Here is a 17,085-nt window from a genome sequence, read left to right on the forward strand (position 1 = left end):
GGCCGGGTGCAGTGCTGTCATGGGGCACGAGGAAGACCTGCTCGAAGGTGCCAAGCACCGTCTCCTGGAGACGGGGTGCGGGCGGACCACGCCCCGCGACGCCGTCGCCGCCTCGGGCACCGACCCCGCCTCCACCGGCCACCACTACGGCTCCGGGGACGCCCTGCTCCAGCATGCGTTCCTCGCCGTCATCAAGGAATGGGGCGAGCGTGTCGGCCCCGTAGAAACCGGCGAGGTCCGACGAGAGCTGCCGACCGGCCCGTACCGGCGCTTCCACACCGTCCAGGAGCAGGTCATCGACGCGGCGGAGGCGAGCCGTCCCGTCGGGAAGCTCCAGACCGAGGTCGTCACCCGCCTCGACGACGAGAAGCTCCGCGATGCGATCAAGGAGCCCCGGCGCGAGAGCCACCTCGGCACCGACCCCGAGACGGGCCCGGAAAGGCCCACACGATCGGCCCCCTCTGCCAGGCCCGCCCGACGGGCGTGATGATCCGGTGGATGATCCACCCGAACACGGCCCCGACCGCGGACGACCTCACTGAGGACCTCAAAGTGCTGACGAAAGAGTGAGACTGACGTCTCGTCACCATCGTCCCGGGCCCGCCCCCACGCGGGCCCGGGACGACATGTCTACGGCTCCGTGGGGAGTAGCCAGCTGACGACGGCGCGCACGCCGCCGGAGAGCGCGGCGGCAAGCAGGGTGAGCCAGACGGGGGGACGGAGCCGGTTCGACGTGCGGCGCTTCATGCGGAACTCCATGGGACGGACCTCCAGGTGGTCCGGGCCGCGGAGCGGGGCGAGCGGAGACGCTGGAGGGGTGCGGACTGTGCTGAGGGACGCGCGTGGCGCCATGCGCGCACGGTGAGGATGTCGACGGGGGTGGTGGCCTGCACGGCCATCGCCCCCGTGGCAGGTCAGGGAGCGTCCGCGTCGATCCCGAGCATGTCTGTGTACGTGCCGAGGAGTGCCACCAGTTGGGTGGTCGGCAGGCTGTGCAGCCTCTGGACGTTCATGCCGAGGATGAGGTTCCCATCGGTCGGCGGGCGGGGGCTGGGCATCGGGGCGCCCGGGAGGTTCTCGTCCGTCGGGGCGTGGACCCGTCCGAATCGGTCGCGGTGGAGGACCAGGGCTTCGACGAGCCATTCGATCAGGTACATGCCCCGGCGGGGGTTGCTGGACAGGCCCCGCTGGAGGTACTGGGCCAGGGCCTCCCCCTCGACCGGGCCGTCGGCGAGTGCCGCCCGGGCGGCCTGGGCGGACCAGTGGTCCTTGAAGAGACCGTGCAGCAGGAGGCGTCCTCGGGTGTGATCCTCGGGACGCACCTCCGCCCAGGCGAGGCCGGCGGCGCTGGCCGAGTACCTGCCACGCGCGCCGTCCAGCAGGCCGACGGTGCCGAAGAAGCGCAGGCATTCGGTCACGGTCTCGCCACCAAGGCGGACCTCGGTGGCGACCTGTGAGCTCTTCACCACGAGCCGGGAGGGGCCGCTGAGCCGAATGGCGGCCAGGAGCACATTCTCCTGAGGCCGCATGCCGGTCCGGTTCGTGGGCAGTGCGCGCTCGGGGATCGCATCACTCGGATGGGACACGGAACTCCTCCTTCAGGTCCTTGGCGGCCACGATGAATGCCGCCATGGGAACACCAGTTCTTATTTGCCGGAACAAGCCCGGATCTGAATGGCGTAGTCGATTGCGTCCCGCTAGAATGACTACGCGTCAAAACGGTTTTGGATAGATCGAAATGTTTTGCGCATCGAGCACCGTCGGTGGCCGCCGACGGTGCTCAGCGCTTTCGGGAAGCGTTCGGTCTCAGGTGCCCTCTCCGTCCTGGTTCCGGGCGATCGTGTAGACGCCGGGCCTCTTCCGAATCACCGCGCCCTTCTTCTTCAGGCGGCTCAGCTCGGCGTGCACGTTTCCCGGGGGGGTGTCGGGGCGCCGCTCCTGAACGTGGGCGACGATCTCTCCGGCCGTCGCCTCTTCCCGGTCGGCCAGGAAGCTCCGTACGACTTCGGCCACGGTTGTCTTGGCTGTCCGGGAGCCGTGTTCCGGCGATGTGGAGAACAGCTCGTCCTGACCGCCGTGTTGCGGCGGGACAAGGTCCGCGAGGCGGCTTTCGACAGCTCCGAGTGCCTTCTCCGACGCCGATACCCGCAGGGTGGCCTCGTCGAGTTTGATCATCGCCGTGCGCATCAGCTCTTCGGCGTCTCGCCGCATGCCCACTTGCAGCTCCAGTAGCTGGCGCAGTAGGTGGGCGCTCGATAGCAGGTAACTCCTGTCGATCATCGCTTTCCTCCTTTCATTCCGAGACGGACGATAGCGACTCGGCAAACCTGCAAGGTTCGCCGGCATGCGTGTTGGCCGCGACTTCTCACGGGTGGGGCTTGGAATCCCTTGTGCGAGCGGGAATCTTCGGGATGTCCGACCCGTCTGGCGAATTCGGGTGAATTCTGGCAGCGGCCTTGACGTCGCCTCTCCGGGCGCCACAGAACGGCGTTCGGTGGGGCACGGTTAGGGGTCGGACCCGCTCTTGGCCAACAAGGTGGTCGTGGGGGCCTGGAGCGCGCGGCCGATGTCCGTGTGGGCCCGCGGCTTGCCTTCGTTGCCTGGATGGGAGCCCTGCCAGCCCGCAGTTCGATGGACCTAGCCGCTAGAGCCGGGCCGACTTCAGGGACATGTGGAGCAGCAGCCGGTCCTCGCCGTCGTCCAGGTCCAGGCCGGTGAGCTGCTCCACCCGGGAGAGCCGGTAGTAGAGGGTCTGCCGGTGGATGCCCAGGGCCGCCGCCGTGCGTCCCGCCTGGCCCGCGTGGTCGAGGTACGCCTCGGCCGTGCGGGCCAGTTCCGTGTGGGCGGGGGCGAGCAGCGGCGCGACGACCGGGTCGACCTCGGGGTGGTAGAGCGCCGCCAGGAGCCGGTACGGGCCGATGGCCGCCCACTCCGCGACCGGGCCCAGCCTCGGCTGCGCCGTCGCGGCGCGGGCCGCCGTGCTCGCCTCCCGCCAGGCCGCCGGGAGCTCCGCGAGGCCCCGGCGGGGGGTGGCGACCCCGGCCGGCGCGTCGCCCCGCAGCCGCTCGGCGGCCGAGCGGGCGGGGGAGGGGTCCTCGGCCGTGCGCAGCCGTACGAGGACGGCGAGGGACGCGGCGTCCGGGAGCGCGGTGACCGCCGCCGCGCCGGGGACGGCCCGTACCGAGGGGGTCTCGCCCTGCCACGGGGTCACGCAGACGACGGCGTGCAGCCCGTCCGCGCCGGGCCCCAGGGCCGCCCGCAGCGCCGCGACGGCCATGTCGCTCTGCCAGCCTCGCCCGGCGGTCAGGGCCGCGGCGAACTCGCGCGAGAGGTCGGCGCCCGCCCGCTCCTCGTCGGCGAGGAGCCCGCCGATCCGGGCGGCCACCTCCATGGCCGCCGCCAGCCGCTCGGGCGCGGGGCCCGGCTCGGCGTCGAGCAGCCACACGTACCCGAGGACGACGCCCCGATGGCGTACGGGCAGGCAGATCCGGTCCCGGAAGACGCCCGCGTCCGGGGAGGCGGGGATGCGGACCGGGCCCTCCGCCCGGGTGATGCCGAAGCCCTCGAACCAGGCGCGGACCGCCGGGGTGGACCGCCGGGTCAGGATCGACCGCGTCCGGACCGGGTCCATGGCGGTGTCGTCGTCGCTGTCGTGGGCGCCGAAGGCGATCAGGCCGAAGTCGCGGTTCTCCAGGGTCGCCGGGGCCCCGAGGAGCGCGGAGATCTCGTCCACCAGGTCTTGGTAATCGGCCTTCACGGCGCCATTCTCGCACCCTCTCAGACAGATGTATGAGGAGCGGGCCACGGATGCGTGACAGCTGTAGGTGGCGGACGATCGGAGCGATTCGTAGGTTTCACAGTGGTTATCCGTGCTGTTCCGGTTGGTTCTCTTCGCCCTGGTACGGCCCCGTTCTACCCTTGCCCTCTGGAGGTGCCCCGTGCTGGGTCCCGTGATCCTCGCCGCGTCGCGCAGCGACAAGATGCGCCGTTTCGTGTCGGCCGCGCCCGGGACGAAGCAGGTCGTGGCACGCTTCATCGCCGGCGAGACCGTGGACGACGTCGTCCCGATCGTCCGGGAGCTGAGCGAGCGCGGCCTGGAGGTCACCCTCGACGTCGTCGGCGAGGACATCACCACCGTCGAGCAGTCGCACGCCGCCCGGGACGCCTACCTGGAGCTGATCGGCCGCCTGAAGGAGCTGGGCCTCGGCGAGCGCGCCGAGATGTCCGTGAAGCTGTCGATGTTCGGCCAGTCGCTCGACGACGGGCACGCGCTGGCGCTCGCCAACGTCCGGCCCGTCGTCGAGGCCGCCGCCGGGATCGGCACCACCGTCACCCTGGACGCCGAGGACCACACCACCCTCGACTCGATGTTCGCCATCCACGAGGAGCTGCGGAAGGACTTCCCGCAGACCGGCTGCGTCATCCAGGCCTACCTCTTCCGCACCGAGGACGACGCCCGCCGCCTGGCCGCGAACGGCTCCCGCGTCCGGATCGTGAAGGGCGCCTACAAGGAGCCCGCCTCCGTCGCGATCCAGGACAAGCCGGAGATCGACAAGGCGTACGTCCGGATCACGAAGATCCTGATGGAGGGCAAGGGCTACCCGATGATCGGGTCCCACGACCCCCGCCTGATCTCCGTCGGCCAGGAGCTGGCCCGCCGCGCCGGGCGCAAGCCGGACGAGTACGAGTTCCAGATGCTGTACGGCATCCGCAGCGAGGAGCAGAACCGCCTCGCCGCCGAGGGGCACCGCATGCGCGTCTACACCGCGTACGGCACCGACTGGTACGGCTACTTCATGCGCCGCCTGGCGGAGAAGCCGGCCAACCTCCTCTTCTTCGTCCGCTCCATCCTCACCAAGGGCTGAGCCCCACCACCCCTCCGAAGGAGTACAGAGACTCATGGACGCTGTGACCCAGGTCCCCACTCCCGTCAACGAGCCGGTGCACGGCTACGCCCCCGGCTCCCCCGAGCGCGCCCGTCTGGAGCTCAAGCTCAAGGAGCTGGCCGAGAACCCGCGCGAGCTGCCGATGACCATCGGCGGCGTGAAGCGCCCGGGCGGCGGCGAGGAGTTCGAGGTCGTCCAGCCGCACAACCACCGGGCCGTCATCGGCACCTTCCGGGGCGCCACCCGGCAGGACGCGCAGGACGCGATCGACGCCGCCCTGGCCGCCGCCCCGGCCTGGCGCGCGATGTCCTTCGACGACCGCGCCGCGATCATCCTGCGCGCCGCCGAGCTGCTCGCCGGCCCGTGGCGCGAGACGCTGGCCGCGTCCACCATGCTCGGCCAGTCCAAGACCGCCCAGCAGGCCGAGATCGACACCCCGTGCGAGCTCGTCGACTTCTGGCGCTTCAACGTGGCGTACGCCCGCCAGATCCTGGCCGAGCAGCCCCCGGCCAACTCCCCGGGCGTCTGGAACCGTCTGGACCACCGCCCGCTCGAGGGCTTCGTCTACGCGATCACGCCGTTCAACTTCACGGCCATCGCGGGCAACCTGCCCACCGCCCCCGCCCTCATGGGCAACGTGGTGGTCTGGAAGCCGTCCCCGACGCAGACCCACGCCGCCGTGCTCCTCATGGAGCTCCTGGAGGAGGCCGGCCTGCCCAAGGGCGTCATCAACCTGGTGACCGGCGACGGCATCGCCGTCTCCGAGGTGGCCCTGAACCACCGCGACCTGGCCGGCATCCACTTCACCGGCTCGACCAAGACCTTCCAGCACCTGTGGAAGACGGTCGGCAACAACATCGAGAACTACCGCTCGTACCCGCGGATCGTCGGCGAGACCGGCGGCAAGGACTTCGTCGTCGCCCACCCCAGCGCCGACCGCGCCGTCCTGAAGACCGCGCTGACCCGCGGCTCCTTCGAGTACCAGGGCCAGAAGTGTTCCGCGTCCTCGCGCGCGTACGTCCCGGCCTCGATCTGGAACGACGGCTTCAAGGAGGAGTTCGCGGCCGAGGTCGACGGCATCACCATGGGTGACGTCACCGACCTGTCGAACTTCATCGGCGCCGTCATCGACGACCGCTCGTTCGCCAAGAACAAGGCGGCGATCGACCGCGCCAAGTCCGACCCGAGCTGCACGATCGTCGCCGGCGGCACCTACGACGACTCGGTGGGCTGGTTCGTCCGCCCGACCGTCATCGAGTGCACCGACCCGGAGAACGAGGTCTTCACGACCGAGTACTTCGGCCCGATCCTCGCGGTGCACGTCTACGACGACGAGAAGTACGACGAGATGCTGACCCAGATGGAGTCGGTCTCGGACTACGCGCTCACCGGCTCGGTCATCGCCAACGACCGCGCCGCCGCCGCGTACACGATGGAGAAGCTCCGCTACGCCGCGGGCAACTTCTACATCAACGACAAGTCGACCGGCGCCGTCGTCGGCCAGCAGCCCTTCGGCGGCGGCCGCGCCTCCGGCACCGACGACAAGGCCGGTGCCCCGCAGAACCTGATGCGCTGGACGCTGACCCGCGCCATCAAGGAGACGCTGGTCCCGCCGACCGAGTACGGCTACCCGCACATGGGCTGACGCCCCCGGCCGCGCGAGCGGCCCCTGCCCCTGCCCCCCGGGCAGGCCCCCGACACCGCCCCCGACCCCGGTCCCCCAACCGAGGCCGGGGGCGGTTCCCCTTCCCGGGTCCCGCGGCGCGTCCCGTCACGGACCGGCTCTGGCCGTATGAGCATTCCTCTGACTAGAGTCAGAGAATGAATGGCACGGAGATCGACCGGGTACGGCGGTTCAACCGCACCGTCACCGAACGGGTGGGCGTGCTTCACGACCACTACCTGGGCCGTGACCGGCCCGTCGGCGAGGCCCGGCTGCTGTGGGAGATCGGCGAGCGGGGCCAGGACGTGCGGCGGTTGCGCGAACGCCTCGGGCTCGACTCGGGCTACGTCAGCCGGCTGCTGCGCTCTCTGGAGACGGACGGCCTGGTGACGGTGGAACCGCAACCCCGGGACAGGCGGGTGCGTACCGTCCGGCTCACCGACGCGGGCCGTGCGGAGCGCGCCACGCTGGACCGCCGCAGCGACGAGCTGGCCGGCTCCCTCCTGGAGCCGCTCAACACCGCCCAGCGCGTCCGGCTGGTGACCGCCATGGCCGAGGTCGACCGCCTGCTGACCGCCGGGACGGTCGCGCTGGACGCGGTCGACCCGGACCACCCCGACGCCCGGCACTGCCTGCGGTCCTACTACACCGAGCTGCAGGAGCGCTTCGAGACCGGTTTCGACCCCGCGCGGAGCCTGCTGCCCGACGCCGGCGAACTCCGGCCGCCGCGCGGCCTTTTCCTGGTCGCCCGGCTGCACGGCGAGCCCGTCGGCTGCGCGGGCCTGAAGCTGCCGTCCGGCGCCCCGGCCGAGGTCAAACGCATGTGGGTCGCGCCCCACACCCGGGGCCTCGGCCTCGGCCGCCGGTTCCTGTCCGAGCTGGAGGCCCGGGCCGCCCGGCACGGCCGTGACGTACTGCGTCTGGACACCAACAAGACCCTCGACACCGCGATCGGCCTGTACCTCTCCCACGGCTTCGAGGAGGTCCCCGCCTTCAACGACGAGCCGTACGCCCACCACTGGTTCGAGAAGCGGATCACCCCGGCGCCGCCGGAGTAGGGGTTCCGGCGCGCTCCTTCCGGGAGGCGCCCCGCGGGCCCGCGCCGGGACACGGATGACGACCGCGGTGCCGCGGCCGGACAATTCGCTTTCGGGGGCCGGCCCGGCGTGGAAGGCTGAGGCCCATGATCGTGAGGACCGCGCCCACCCATGAGGTCGGAGCCGCCCGGCTCCGTTCCGTACGCGAGATGCTCGACCTCGCCTTCGAGGGGGACTTCGACGACGAGGACTGGGACCACACCCTCGGCGGCGTCCACGCCTGGATCGAGGACGAGCGGGGGATCGCCGCCCACGGCGCCGTCGTCATGCGGCGGCTGCTCCACGGGGGCCGTTCGCACCGCGTCGGGTACGTGGAGGGGGTCGCCGTCCGGGCCGGTCTGCGCCGCCGGGGGCTCGGCGGGGCGGTCATGGCCGAGCTGGAGCGGGTGATCGACGGGGCGTACGCCTTCGGGGCGCTCTCCGCCTCGGACGCGGGCGCCGCCCTCTACCGGGGGCGCGGCTGGCAGCTCTGGGAGGGACGCGTCGAGGCGTTCACGCCCGGCGGGATCGTCCGCCTCCCGGAGGAGGAGGGCGGCGTCTTCCTGCGCCCGGCGGCGGGGCGGGACCTGCCGGACCCCGCCGTCCCGCTCGTCTTCGACCGGCGGGACGGCGACATCACGTGACCTGACGGGAAGGAGACGCGGCGGCGCGTCAGGCCCCGCCGCGCCCTCGGCCGCCGGGCGTGCCCGGCCCGGTCCGGTGAGCCGGTAGGAGCGGCGGCCCGGCCCGCGCTCGGCGGCGTGGAACCCGGCCTCTACCGGACCGGCCTCCTCCGGGCGGTTCGGGACGGGTGGAAGGCAACACAGGCAGGGGCGCCGGTCAGACCGCGACGAGCATCTTCCCCACGTTCTCGCCCCGCAGCATCCCCAGGAACGCGTCCACGACGCGCGCGAAGCCCTCCACCACCGTCACGTCGAGCGGCAGCGAGCCGTCGCGCAGACGCGGGGCGACGAGGTCGTACAGCTCCTCCTGCGCGTCCGTGTGGTCGCCGACGAGGAAGCCTTCGAGCCGGATGCTCTTCCCGACCGGGTCGAAGAGGTTGCGCGGGGCCGGCGGGGGGCTGAGAGCGAGTGGTACCGGCCCACCGCGCCCACCCAGGCGATCCGGCCGCGCGGGCGCAGCGAGCCGATCGCGGCCTCCAGGTGCTCGCCGCCCACCCCTTCGAGCGCCGCGTCGATCCCGTCGGGCGCGGCCTCCGCGAGCAGCTCCGCCACCGGTCCGTCGTGGTGGTCGAAGGCCGCGTCGAAGCCGACCTCCTCCGTCAGGTACGCCACCCTGCGCGCCGAACCCGCGCTGCCCGCCAGGCGCCCCGCGCCGAGCAGCCGGGCGAGCCGCCCCGCCGCCGTTCCCACCCCGCCGGCCGCCGCCGACACGAAAAGCCGATGGGACGGGCGGTCTGACGGACGGTGATCATGGTGTCGTGCGTCATGCCGTCGACCGTAGGAGGCGGGCGACGGGCCGGGCAGGGGGTGGCGTCGATGCCTCCGGGGGATCCATGAAAGCCGTTCATGGACGCAGGTGGGAGCGGACGCGACACCCCCGCGACGAGCGTCCGTGCGCAGGTGCGCGGACGCACGAACACGCAGGTACACACGAAGGGACGGCGCCGCGCATGGACGGGTCGGGGAACACGGCCGCCGATCCGGCCCCGCACGAGCTCCGCGTCCTCGTCGCCGCCGGGCGCGAGCGCGGCTTCTCGGCCGCCGCCGTCGCCCTCGGCACGACCCGGTCCGCCGTCTCGCACTCGGTGCGCCGCAGCGAACGCAAGCTGGGCGCCGTCCTCTTCGAGCGCGGCCGGACCGGCGCCGTCCCGACCCCCGCCGGGGAGCGGGCCCTCGGGTACGCCCGGCGGGTGCTGCGGCTCCTGGAGGTGATGGCCGCCGAGGTGTGCGCCACGAGGGCGGACGCCCCGGCCGTCCCCGCAGGACCGCTGCGGATCGCGGCCTTCCGCAGCGCCGCCCTGCACCTGCTGCCCCGCGCCCTGGGGCGGCTCGCGGAGCGGCACCCGGAGGTCGTGCCGGAGGTGCGGATCGTACGGGAGGTGGGGCGCGGCACGGCCGGCGAAGTCCCCGACGGGCGGGCCGACCCGGCGATCGCGACGCTCGGCACCACCTCGCCGGTGCCGCCGGAGCTGGTCGGCGGCGTCCTCCTGGAGGAGGGGTACGCCCTGGTGCACCCGGCCGGGCACCCGGCGCCGCGCACGCTCCCGCTGGCCGACTGGACGGAGAACTGCACCTCGTACACCCGGGAGTGGCGGGCCGGGCAGGAGTGGCTGCCGCCCGCGACCGTGGAGGCCGAGGACGACGGAGCGGTGCTCTCGATGGTGGACACCGGCTTCGGGATGGCCGTGATGCCGGAGCTCTCCCTGGTCGGAGCACCGTCCTCGGTGCGGATCACCGATCTCGGACCGGACCGCCCGACGCGGTCGGTGGGCTACGTCACCACGCCCGAGCCGGCCCCTTCCCCCGCCGTGCGGGCCCTGATCCGGGAGCTGCGGGCCGTCGCGGAGTGACCCTCGGTGCCCCGCCGTCTCAGATAGTAGGAAGTCCGAGTAATTGTGGAGACAGATGCGGCGGCCTGCCCTAGCTTTGTAGGAGCCGAACGTCTCGCTTCATCAGCGAATGGCGGTCGAGAGCGCGACGCCTCGTGCGGGCAACCCCCGCGGCGGCGCTCCCCGCCCCTTCCGGCGCCTTCGATCACCACTGATCCCCGCACGTCACCGACCGCTCCCGGTCTCCGGCCCCACCGGCCGCGAACCAGCGCCGGTCCCGCACGTCGCAGATCTCCGCACGCCGGATCACCACTGATCTCGAGGAGTCGATCCCCATGGCACCCGTCGCCGCCCAGGCCGCCCGCCGCGTCCGCCACTCCGCCGCCCGTCCCGCCGACGAGGCCCGCCAGAACGCCGCCGCCGCTCTCCAGCGCGCCCTCGACCGCCGTGACAACGGCGGCTCCACCGGCCACTGAACCGCGCCGCCCCCTTCGGACGTTCGTCCACATGGTGGACGTTACGTGTCAGACGATGGGACGACCAGTAGGGTGCCGACATGTCTCACAGCATCGATCTCGCAGTCATCCCCGGCGACGGCATCGGCCAGGAGGTCGTGGCCCAGGGCCTCAAGGTCCTCTCGGCCGTCCTTCCCCAGGACGTGAAGCTGGAGACCGAGGAGTACGACTTCGGCGCCAAGCGCTACCACGCCACCGGTGAGACCCTCACCGACGCCGACCTCGACTCCCTCAAGAAGCACGACGCCATCCTGCTGGGCGCCATCGGCGACCCGTCGGTGCCCTCCGGCGTCCTGGAGCGCGGCTTCCTCCTGAAGCTCCGCTTCGCCTTCGACCACCACGTGAACCTGCGTCCCTCGAAGCTGCTCCCCGGCGTGGCCACCCCGCTCGCCGGACAGCCCGAGATCGACTTCGTCGTGGTCCGCGAGGGCACCGAGGGCCCGTACACCGGCAACGGCGGCACCATCCGCAAGGGCACCCCGCACGAGGTCGCCACCGAGGTCTCGGTCAACACCGCCTTCGGCGTCGAGCGCGTGGTCCGGGACGCCTTCGCCCGCGCCCAGGCCCGCCCGCGCAAGAAGCTCACGCTGGTCCACAAGAACAACGTGCTGACCTTCGCCGGCCACCTCTGGACGGACACCTTCCACCGCGTGGCCGCCGAGTTCCCCGAGGTCACCACCGACTACCTGCACGTCGACGCCGCGACGATCTTCCTCGTCACCGACCCGGCCCGCTTCGACGTGATCGTCACCGACAACCTCTTCGGCGACATCATCACCGACCTCGCCGCGGCCGTCTCCGGCGGCATCGGCGTCGCCGCCTCGGGCAACATCAACCCGAGCCGCGACTTCCCGTCCATGTTCGAGCCGGTCCACGGCTCCGCGCCGGACATCGCGGGCCAGGGCAAGGCCGACCCCACGGCCACCGTCCTCTCCGTCGCCCTCCTCCTGCGCCACCTCGGTCACGAGACCGAGGCCGCCCGCGTCGAGGAGGCCGTCGCCGCCGACCTCACCGAGCGCGGCGACGCCGTCCGCACCACGGACGAGATCGGCGACGCGCTCGCCGCGCGAGTAGCGAGCTGACCCGCGCCGACTGACACCAGACAGCAGCCGCCGGGTCGCACAGCGCCCGGCGGCTGTCCCATGCGCGGCCGCGGGGTGCGCACCCTCCAAGAACCCCGGACCGCGTCAGCCCGTTTCACGCACCGCCCCCCACGCGCGATAATCGAACGTGGGGCCGCGGCATACGGGCACGGTCGGACGTCCACCTCGTCAGGGACAGCAGTCTCCGGCAGCGACGTGCGCGCGCGGTCCCCTCCCCACGACCGGTGAAGGACACGCACTCATGACGACGCCCACGATCGAGCTCAAGCCCTCCTCCAGCCCGCTGTCCGACGCGGAGCGCGAGGCGATCCTGGCCAGCCCGGGATTCGGCCGGCACTTCACCGACCACATGGTCACCATCCGGTGGACCGAGGGCCGCGGCTGGCACGACGCCCAGCTCGTCCCGTACGGCCCGCTCGCGCTCGACCCGGCCACCAACGTCCTGCACTACGCGCAGGAGATCTTCGAGGGCCTGAAGGCCTACCGCCGCCCCGACGGCTCGGTCGCCAGCTTCCGCCCCGACGCCAACGCCCGCCGCTTCCAGGCCTCCGCCCGCCGTCTGGCCATGCCCGAGCTGCCCGTCGAGGCCTTCGTCGAGGCCTGCGACGTCCTCGTCCGGCACGACAAGGCGTGGGTCCCGGAGCACGGCGGCGAGGCCTCGCTCTACCTGCGCCCGTTCATGATCGCGACCGAGGTCGGCCTGGGCGTCCGCCCCGCGAACGAGTACCTCTTCGTCGTCATCGCCTCCCCGGCCGGCCCGTACTTCCCCGGCGGCGTGAAGCCCGTCTCCATCTGGCTCTCCGAGAACCGCGTCCGCGCCGTCCCCGGCGGCGTCGGCGACGCCAAGACCGGCGGGAACTACGCCGCCTCCCTGCTCGCGCAGGCCGAGGCCGCGGCCAGGGGCTGCGACCAGGTCGCCTACCTCGACGCCGTCGAGCACAAGTGGGTCGAGGAGCTCGGCGGCATGAACCTGTACTTCGTGTACGGCGACAAGCTGGTCACCCCCACCCTCACCGGCTCGCTGCTCGCCGGCATCACCCGCGACTCGCTGCTCAAGCTCGCCGCCGACCTGGGCCTGGAGCCCGAGGAGGGCCGCGTCTCCATCGACCAGTGGCAGGCCGACAGCGAGAACGGCACCCTGACCGAGGTCTTCGCCTGCGGCACCGCCGCCGTCATCACCCCGGTCGGCACGGTCAAGTCCGAGCGGGGCGAGTGGACCCAGTCCGGTGGCGAGCCCGGCGCGGTCACGATGAAGCTGCGCGAGGCGCTCCTCGCAGTCCAGACCGGCCGGGCCGAGGACACCCACGGCTGGATGCACGAGCTGGGCTAGCCGTTACGGCTCCACCCGCAGCGGGGTCTCCGAGGCCGTCACGGTCGCGGGGGCCCCGCTCGGCGTCAGTGCGGCGTACAGCGCGCCGCCCACGATCCCCGAGAACACGAAGCTGCAGTCGATCCCGCCCGTCAGGGCGAGCAGCGGCCCCTCGTAGAGCGGCGTCGACACCGCGGCCAGGCCGACCGCCGCGCCGATCGCCCAGGAGGCGGTGGCGCGCGGGTGCCAGCCCGCCGAGAACCAGTAGATCCCGCCGCGCGCACGCCGGTTGTAGACCTGGAGCGCCTCCGGGTCGTAGACGCCCCCGCAGCGCGCGTGCCCGATCAGGATGATCACCGCCCACGGCGTGCCGATCGCGGTGAGCAGCAGCACGAACGAGGTCATCGCGGTCTGCGCGTCCGAGGCGAAGTGGCCGAGGAAGACGAAGGCCGTGGCCACCGCCGCGACCACGAGCGTGGCGCGCGCCCGGGTGGCCCGGGGCAGGATCGCGTCCAGGTCGAGCCCCATGGAGTACAGCATCAGACCGGCGTTGCCGACGGTGCCGGCCGTGGCCGCGACGAGCAGCGGCACCAGGTACCAGCCGGGCGAGGCGGCGACGAGCGGACCGGCGTAGTCGAGCGCCCCGCGGGCCGCGAGCGCCGTGTACGTGCCGAAGAGCTGCGGGACGAGCAGGCCCACGACCAGGCCCAGACAGGTCGCCCGCCACACGGTCCGGGTGCCGTACCGCTCGGGGGAGACGTACCGCGTGTAGTCGCCGAGCAGGGTGATGAAGGCGACCGGCCCGCTGAGCCCCGCCGCCACCGCCGAGAGCAGCCAGGTCGGCCAGAAGGAGCCCAGGAGGTACGGGGTGTCCGGCACCGCCGCCGTCGTGAAGTCCCCGGCGTACGCGGCCAGGCCGACGGCGAGGAGCACGGTCATGCCGACCGCGAGCGCCTTGCTCAGCCGCAGCAGCAGCCGGTAGCCGTACACCGCGCCGACCACCGTGCAGGCGGCGAGCAGGGCGTAGACGACGGCGTGGGCGCCGCCGCCCGTCGGCAGGCCGACGAGCCGGGCGAGGGTCCCCACCACGACGTCGCCGCCGATCCAGAGGGTCAGGGCGGTGTAGCCGAGCGAGAGCAGCAGCCCCACCACCGAGCCGACGAGCCGGCCGCGGACGCCGAAGAAGGCGCCGGAGGAGGTGGAGAGGTTGGTCGCGGTGCGCAGGGAGACCAGCGCGAGCGGGGCGGTGACCGCGACGCCGACGAGGGTGCCGGTGACGACGGAGGTCACCGAGGCCCACAGGCCCAGGCCGAAGGAGACGGGGAGCCAGCCGAAGACGATCACCCCCAGGCAGAGGTTGGAGCCGAGCAGGATCGAGACGAGGTCGCGGGGGCCGCTGGTGCGTTCGGCCTCGGGGATGGTGTCGACTCCGCGCTGTTCTATCGGCATGACGCCTCCTGGGGAGCTGAGAGGGGAGGGGGAGGGGGGCTGAGAGGGGGAGCTGAACGAGCGGCTTTTAGAGTGGCGCTCAATGTGACCTGTGCCCGTACCCCGCGTCAATGCTTGGAACCCGGCGTCTCAACATTTAGAGTGTCGCTCAAACAGGAGGTGTTTGGGACGTGCGACTGACTCCCACGGAACGCGACCGGCTGCTGCTCTTCGGCGCCGCCGAGCTCGCCCGGGCCCGCCGGGCCCGCGGACTGCGGCTCAACGTGCCCGAGGCGACCGCGCTCGTCGCGGACACGGTCTGCGAGGCCGCCCGCGACGGCAAGCGACTCGCCGAGGCGATCGAGGCCGCCCGCTCGGTCCTCGGCCCCGACGACGTCCTCCCCGGCGTCGCCGACGTGGTCACCGAGATCCACGTCGAGGCCGTCTTCGACGACGGCTCCCGCCTCGCGGTCGTCTCCGACCCGATCGGCGGGGGCGGCCTCGGCCCGGACGCGCCCGGCGCGTTGCGCCCCGGCCCGGGCCACCCGGAGACCGACCCCGCGCTCACCCTGCACGTACGGAACACCGCGACCGTCCCCGTCAGCGTCACCTCCCACTTCCACTTCTTCGAGGTCAACCCGCGCCTCGACTTCGACCGGGCCGCCGCCTACGGCATGCGGCTCGCCATCCCGGCCGGCGCCTCCTTCCGCTTCGACCCGGGCGGCGAGGCCGAGGTGGGGCTCGTGCCGATCGGCGGCGCCCGCGTCGCCATCGGCTTCGCGGGCCTGGTCGACGGCCCGCTGGACGCGCCCGGAGCCAAGGAGGAGGCCCTGCGGCGCGCGGCGGCCTGCGGCTACCTGGGCGTGGCGGTGGACGGGACGACCGACGAGAAGGGCGGAGACAACTGATGGACCCCTACGAGTACGCATCCGTCCACGGCCCCCGCGCCGGCGATCGCGTCGTCCTCGGCGACTCCGGCCTCGTCGTCCGGGTCGAGTCGGACTCCCAGAAGCCGGGCGACGAGTTCCTCGCCGGCTTCGGCAAGACCGCCCGCGACGGACTCCACCTCAAGGCCGCGGCCGTCCGCGAGACCTGCGACGTCGTCATCAGCAACGTCCTGGTCATCGACGCCGTGCAGGGCGTCCGCAAGGTGTCGATCGGCATCCGCGAGGGCCGCATCCACGCCATCGGCCGGGCCGGCAACCCCGACACCCTCGACGGCGTCGACGTCGTCGTCGGCACCGGCACCTCGATCGTCTCCGGCGAGGGCCTCATCGCCACCGCCGGAGCCGTCGACACCCACGTCCACCTCCTCTCGCCCCGGATCATGGAGGCCTCCCTGGCCTCCGGCGTCACCACCGTCATCGGCCAGGAGTTCGGCCCCGTCTGGGGCGTCGGCGTCAACTCGCCCTGGGCCCTCAGGCACGCCTTCAACGCCTTCGACGCCTGGCCCGTCAACATCGGCTTCCTCGCCCGCGGCTCGTCCTCCGACGGCGCCCCCCTGGTCGAGGCCCTGGCCGAGGGCGGCGCGTCCGGCTTCAAGGTCCACGAGGACATGGGCGCCCACACCCGCGCCCTGGACACCGCCCTGCGGGTCGCCGAGGAGCACGACGTGCAGGTCGCGCTGCACAGCGACGGCCTCAACGAGTGCCTCTCCGTGGAGGACACCCTCAGGGTCCTGGAGGGGCGCACGATCCACGCCTTCCACATCGAGGGCTGCGGCGGCGGACACGTCCCCAACGTCCTGAAGATGGCGGGCGTGCCGAACGTCATCGGCTCCTCCACCAACCCCACCCTGCCCTTCGGCCGCGACGCGGTCGCCGAGCACTACGGGATGATCGTCTCCGTCCACGACCTGAAGACCGACCTGCCCGGCGACGCCGCCATGGCGCGCGACCGGATCCGGGCCGGGACGATGGGCGCGGAGGACGTCCTGCACGACCTCGGCGCGATCGGGATCACCTCCTCCGACGCGCAGGGGATGGGAAGGGCCGGCGAGACCGTACGCCGGACCTTCGCCATGGCCGGGAAGATGAAGGCCGAGCTGGGCCCCCTGGAGGGCGACGGCGCGCACGACGACAACGCGCGCGTGCTGCGCTACATGGCCAAGCTGACCATCAACCCGGCGATCGCCCACGGCCTCGCGCACGAGATCGGCTCGATCGAGGCCGGCAAGCTCGCCGACATCGTGCTGTGGCGGCCCGAGTTCTTCGGCGCCAAGCCGCAGCTGGTGCTCAAGGCGGGCTTCCCCGCGTACGGGGTCGTGGGCGATCCCAACGCCGCCACCGACACCTGCGAACCGCTCGTCCTCGGCCCCCAGTTCGGCGCCCACGGCGCCACCGCCGCCGACATCTCCGTGGCGTTCGTCGCGCAGGCCGCCGTCGACCTCGGCGCCGACCGGATGCCGACCCGCCGCCGGCGCGTCGCCGTGCGCGGCACGCGCGGCATCGGCCCGGCCGACCTGCGGCTCAACTCCCGCGTCGGCGACGTCCAGGTCGACGACCGGACCGGCCTCGTCTCGCTCGACGGCTCCCCGATCCGCTCCGAGGCGGTCGAGTCCGTCTCCCTCAACCGCCTCTACTTCCTCTAGGAC

At 72.6% G+C, this 17,085-nt stretch carries 15 protein-coding genes and 1 pseudogene; 11 read left to right on the plus strand and 5 right to left on the minus strand.

The features are described from left to right. Window positions 1-19: 19 nt before the first annotated feature. Complete coding sequence (locus tag ACFY7E_RS05375) at window positions 20-487, plus strand: TetR/AcrR family transcriptional regulator (RefSeq protein ID WP_389480934.1); 468 nt, start codon at window positions 20-22, stop codon at window positions 485-487. Between the two features lie 427 nt (window positions 488-914). Here the strand turns inward: ACFY7E_RS05375 and ACFY7E_RS05380 are convergent, their stop codons facing one another. The 3 genes from ACFY7E_RS05380 to ACFY7E_RS05390 form a co-directional block, all read right to left on the minus strand. Continuing rightward, the gene (locus ACFY7E_RS05380) at window positions 915-1,586 is read right to left on the minus strand and encodes a hypothetical protein (RefSeq protein ID WP_389480936.1); all 672 of its coding nucleotides are present in this window, start codon (window positions 1,584-1,586) and stop codon (window positions 915-917) included. A 220-nt stretch (window positions 1,587-1,806) separates the two neighbouring features. After that, window positions 1,807-2,280, minus strand: coding sequence for a hypothetical protein (locus tag ACFY7E_RS05385; protein WP_389480938.1), 474 nt, complete (start codon window positions 2,278-2,280; stop codon window positions 1,807-1,809). A gap of 364 nt (window positions 2,281-2,644) precedes the next feature. After that, window positions 2,645-3,757, minus strand: coding sequence for a PucR family transcriptional regulator (locus ACFY7E_RS05390; RefSeq protein ID WP_389480939.1), 1,113 nt, complete (start codon window positions 3,755-3,757; stop codon window positions 2,645-2,647). A gap of 181 nt (window positions 3,758-3,938) precedes the next feature. Here ACFY7E_RS05390 and ACFY7E_RS05395 point away from each other — a divergent pair, with 181 nt between their 5' ends. The 4 genes from ACFY7E_RS05395 (at window position 3,939) to ACFY7E_RS05410 (ending at window position 8,269) form a co-directional block, all read left to right on the plus strand. Further along, window positions 3,939-4,865 (plus strand): proline dehydrogenase family protein, encoded by a 927-nt coding sequence (locus ACFY7E_RS05395; RefSeq protein ID WP_389480942.1) that lies wholly within the window; start codon window positions 3,939-3,941, stop codon window positions 4,863-4,865. A 34-nt stretch (window positions 4,866-4,899) separates the two neighbouring features. After that, window positions 4,900-6,531: an L-glutamate gamma-semialdehyde dehydrogenase gene (gene pruA, locus ACFY7E_RS05400; protein WP_389480944.1), complete on the plus strand. Its 1,632-nt coding sequence runs from the start codon at window positions 4,900-4,902 to the stop codon at window positions 6,529-6,531. Window positions 6,532-6,707: 176 nt separating this feature from the next. After that, on the plus strand, window positions 6,708-7,607 hold the full coding sequence (locus ACFY7E_RS05405; RefSeq protein WP_389480946.1) for a GNAT family N-acetyltransferase: 900 nt from the start codon (window positions 6,708-6,710) through the stop codon (window positions 7,605-7,607). Window positions 7,608-7,732: 125 nt separating this feature from the next. Then, window positions 7,733-8,269, plus strand: coding sequence for a GNAT family N-acetyltransferase (locus ACFY7E_RS05410; RefSeq protein WP_389480948.1), 537 nt, complete (start codon window positions 7,733-7,735; stop codon window positions 8,267-8,269). A gap of 196 nt (window positions 8,270-8,465) precedes the next feature. Here ACFY7E_RS05410 and ACFY7E_RS05415 read toward each other — a convergent pair. Further along, window positions 8,466-9,040 (minus strand): annotated as a pseudogene (locus tag ACFY7E_RS05415) (zinc-binding dehydrogenase); the annotation flags it as partial. 218 nt (window positions 9,041-9,258) lie between these two features. Between ACFY7E_RS05415 and ACFY7E_RS05420 the strand changes: the two are divergent. The 4 genes from ACFY7E_RS05420 to ACFY7E_RS05435 all read left to right on the plus strand — a co-directional run bounded on the left by ACFY7E_RS05420 (window position 9,259) and on the right by ACFY7E_RS05435 (window position 13,085). After that, complete coding sequence (locus tag ACFY7E_RS05420; protein WP_389480950.1) at window positions 9,259-10,158, plus strand: LysR family transcriptional regulator; 900 nt, start codon at window positions 9,259-9,261, stop codon at window positions 10,156-10,158. A gap of 314 nt (window positions 10,159-10,472) precedes the next feature. Continuing rightward, window positions 10,473-10,613: a hypothetical protein gene (locus tag ACFY7E_RS05425; protein ID WP_185893406.1), complete on the plus strand. Its 141-nt coding sequence runs from the start codon at window positions 10,473-10,475 to the stop codon at window positions 10,611-10,613. A gap of 80 nt (window positions 10,614-10,693) precedes the next feature. After that, window positions 10,694-11,734, plus strand: coding sequence for a 3-isopropylmalate dehydrogenase (locus ACFY7E_RS05430; RefSeq protein ID WP_383433636.1), 1,041 nt, complete (start codon window positions 10,694-10,696; stop codon window positions 11,732-11,734). 262 nt (window positions 11,735-11,996) lie between these two features. Further along, window positions 11,997-13,085 carry a branched-chain amino acid aminotransferase gene (locus ACFY7E_RS05435; protein ID WP_389480952.1) on the plus strand — a complete coding sequence of 363 codons (1,089 nt, stop codon included), beginning with the start codon at window positions 11,997-11,999 and terminating at the stop codon, window positions 13,083-13,085. A gap of 3 nt (window positions 13,086-13,088) precedes the next feature. On the opposite strand, the gene ACFY7E_RS05440 is transcribed toward ACFY7E_RS05435, so the two are convergent. Further along, window positions 13,089-14,513, minus strand: coding sequence for a cytosine permease (locus ACFY7E_RS05440; RefSeq protein WP_389480955.1), 1,425 nt, complete (start codon window positions 14,511-14,513; stop codon window positions 13,089-13,091). A 170-nt stretch (window positions 14,514-14,683) separates the two neighbouring features. On the opposite strand from ACFY7E_RS05440, the gene ureA reads away from it, so the two are divergent. Next, the gene (gene ureA / locus ACFY7E_RS05445) at window positions 14,684-15,400 is read left to right on the plus strand and encodes an urease subunit gamma (RefSeq protein ID WP_389480957.1); all 717 of its coding nucleotides are present in this window, start codon (window positions 14,684-14,686) and stop codon (window positions 15,398-15,400) included. Further along, window positions 15,400-17,082 (plus strand): urease subunit alpha, encoded by a 1,683-nt coding sequence (locus ACFY7E_RS05450; RefSeq protein WP_389480960.1) that lies wholly within the window; start codon window positions 15,400-15,402, stop codon window positions 17,080-17,082. The genes ureA and ACFY7E_RS05450 overlap by 1 nt, the downstream gene beginning before the upstream one ends. The last annotated feature ends 3 nt before the right edge of the window (window positions 17,083-17,085 follow it).

Source organism: Streptomyces sp. NPDC012825, assembly GCF_042900925.1.
In the GTDB taxonomy this organism is placed as follows: Bacteria; Actinomycetota; Actinomycetes; order Streptomycetales; family Streptomycetaceae; genus Streptomyces.

Excerpts from the sequence above, each read along its gene's own strand:
- ACFY7E_RS05425 (WP_185893406.1), top strand. The coding sequence starts at position 10,473 with ATGGCACCCGTCGCCGCCCAGGCCGCCCGCCGCGTCCGCCACTCCGCC.
- ACFY7E_RS05420 (WP_389480950.1), top strand. The coding sequence starts at position 9,259 with ATGGACGGGTCGGGGAACACGGCCGCCGATCCGGCCCCGCACGAGCTC.
- ACFY7E_RS05385 (WP_389480938.1), bottom strand. The coding sequence starts at position 2,280 with ATGATCGACAGGAGTTACCTGCTATCGAGCGCCCACCTACTGCGCCAG.
- ACFY7E_RS05405 (WP_389480946.1), top strand. The coding sequence starts at position 6,708 with ATGAATGGCACGGAGATCGACCGGGTACGGCGGTTCAACCGCACCGTC.
- ACFY7E_RS05430 (WP_383433636.1), top strand. The coding sequence starts at position 10,694 with ATGTCTCACAGCATCGATCTCGCAGTCATCCCCGGCGACGGCATCGGC.
- ACFY7E_RS05375 (WP_389480934.1), top strand. The coding sequence starts at position 20 with ATGGGGCACGAGGAAGACCTGCTCGAAGGTGCCAAGCACCGTCTCCTG.
- ACFY7E_RS05440 (WP_389480955.1), bottom strand. The coding sequence starts at position 14,513 with ATGCCGATAGAACAGCGCGGAGTCGACACCATCCCCGAGGCCGAACGC.
- pruA (WP_389480944.1), top strand. The coding sequence starts at position 4,900 with ATGGACGCTGTGACCCAGGTCCCCACTCCCGTCAACGAGCCGGTGCAC.
- ACFY7E_RS05410 (WP_389480948.1), top strand. The coding sequence starts at position 7,733 with ATGATCGTGAGGACCGCGCCCACCCATGAGGTCGGAGCCGCCCGGCTC.
- ACFY7E_RS05435 (WP_389480952.1), top strand. The coding sequence starts at position 11,997 with ATGACGACGCCCACGATCGAGCTCAAGCCCTCCTCCAGCCCGCTGTCC.
- ACFY7E_RS05450 (WP_389480960.1), top strand. The coding sequence starts at position 15,400 with ATGGACCCCTACGAGTACGCATCCGTCCACGGCCCCCGCGCCGGCGAT.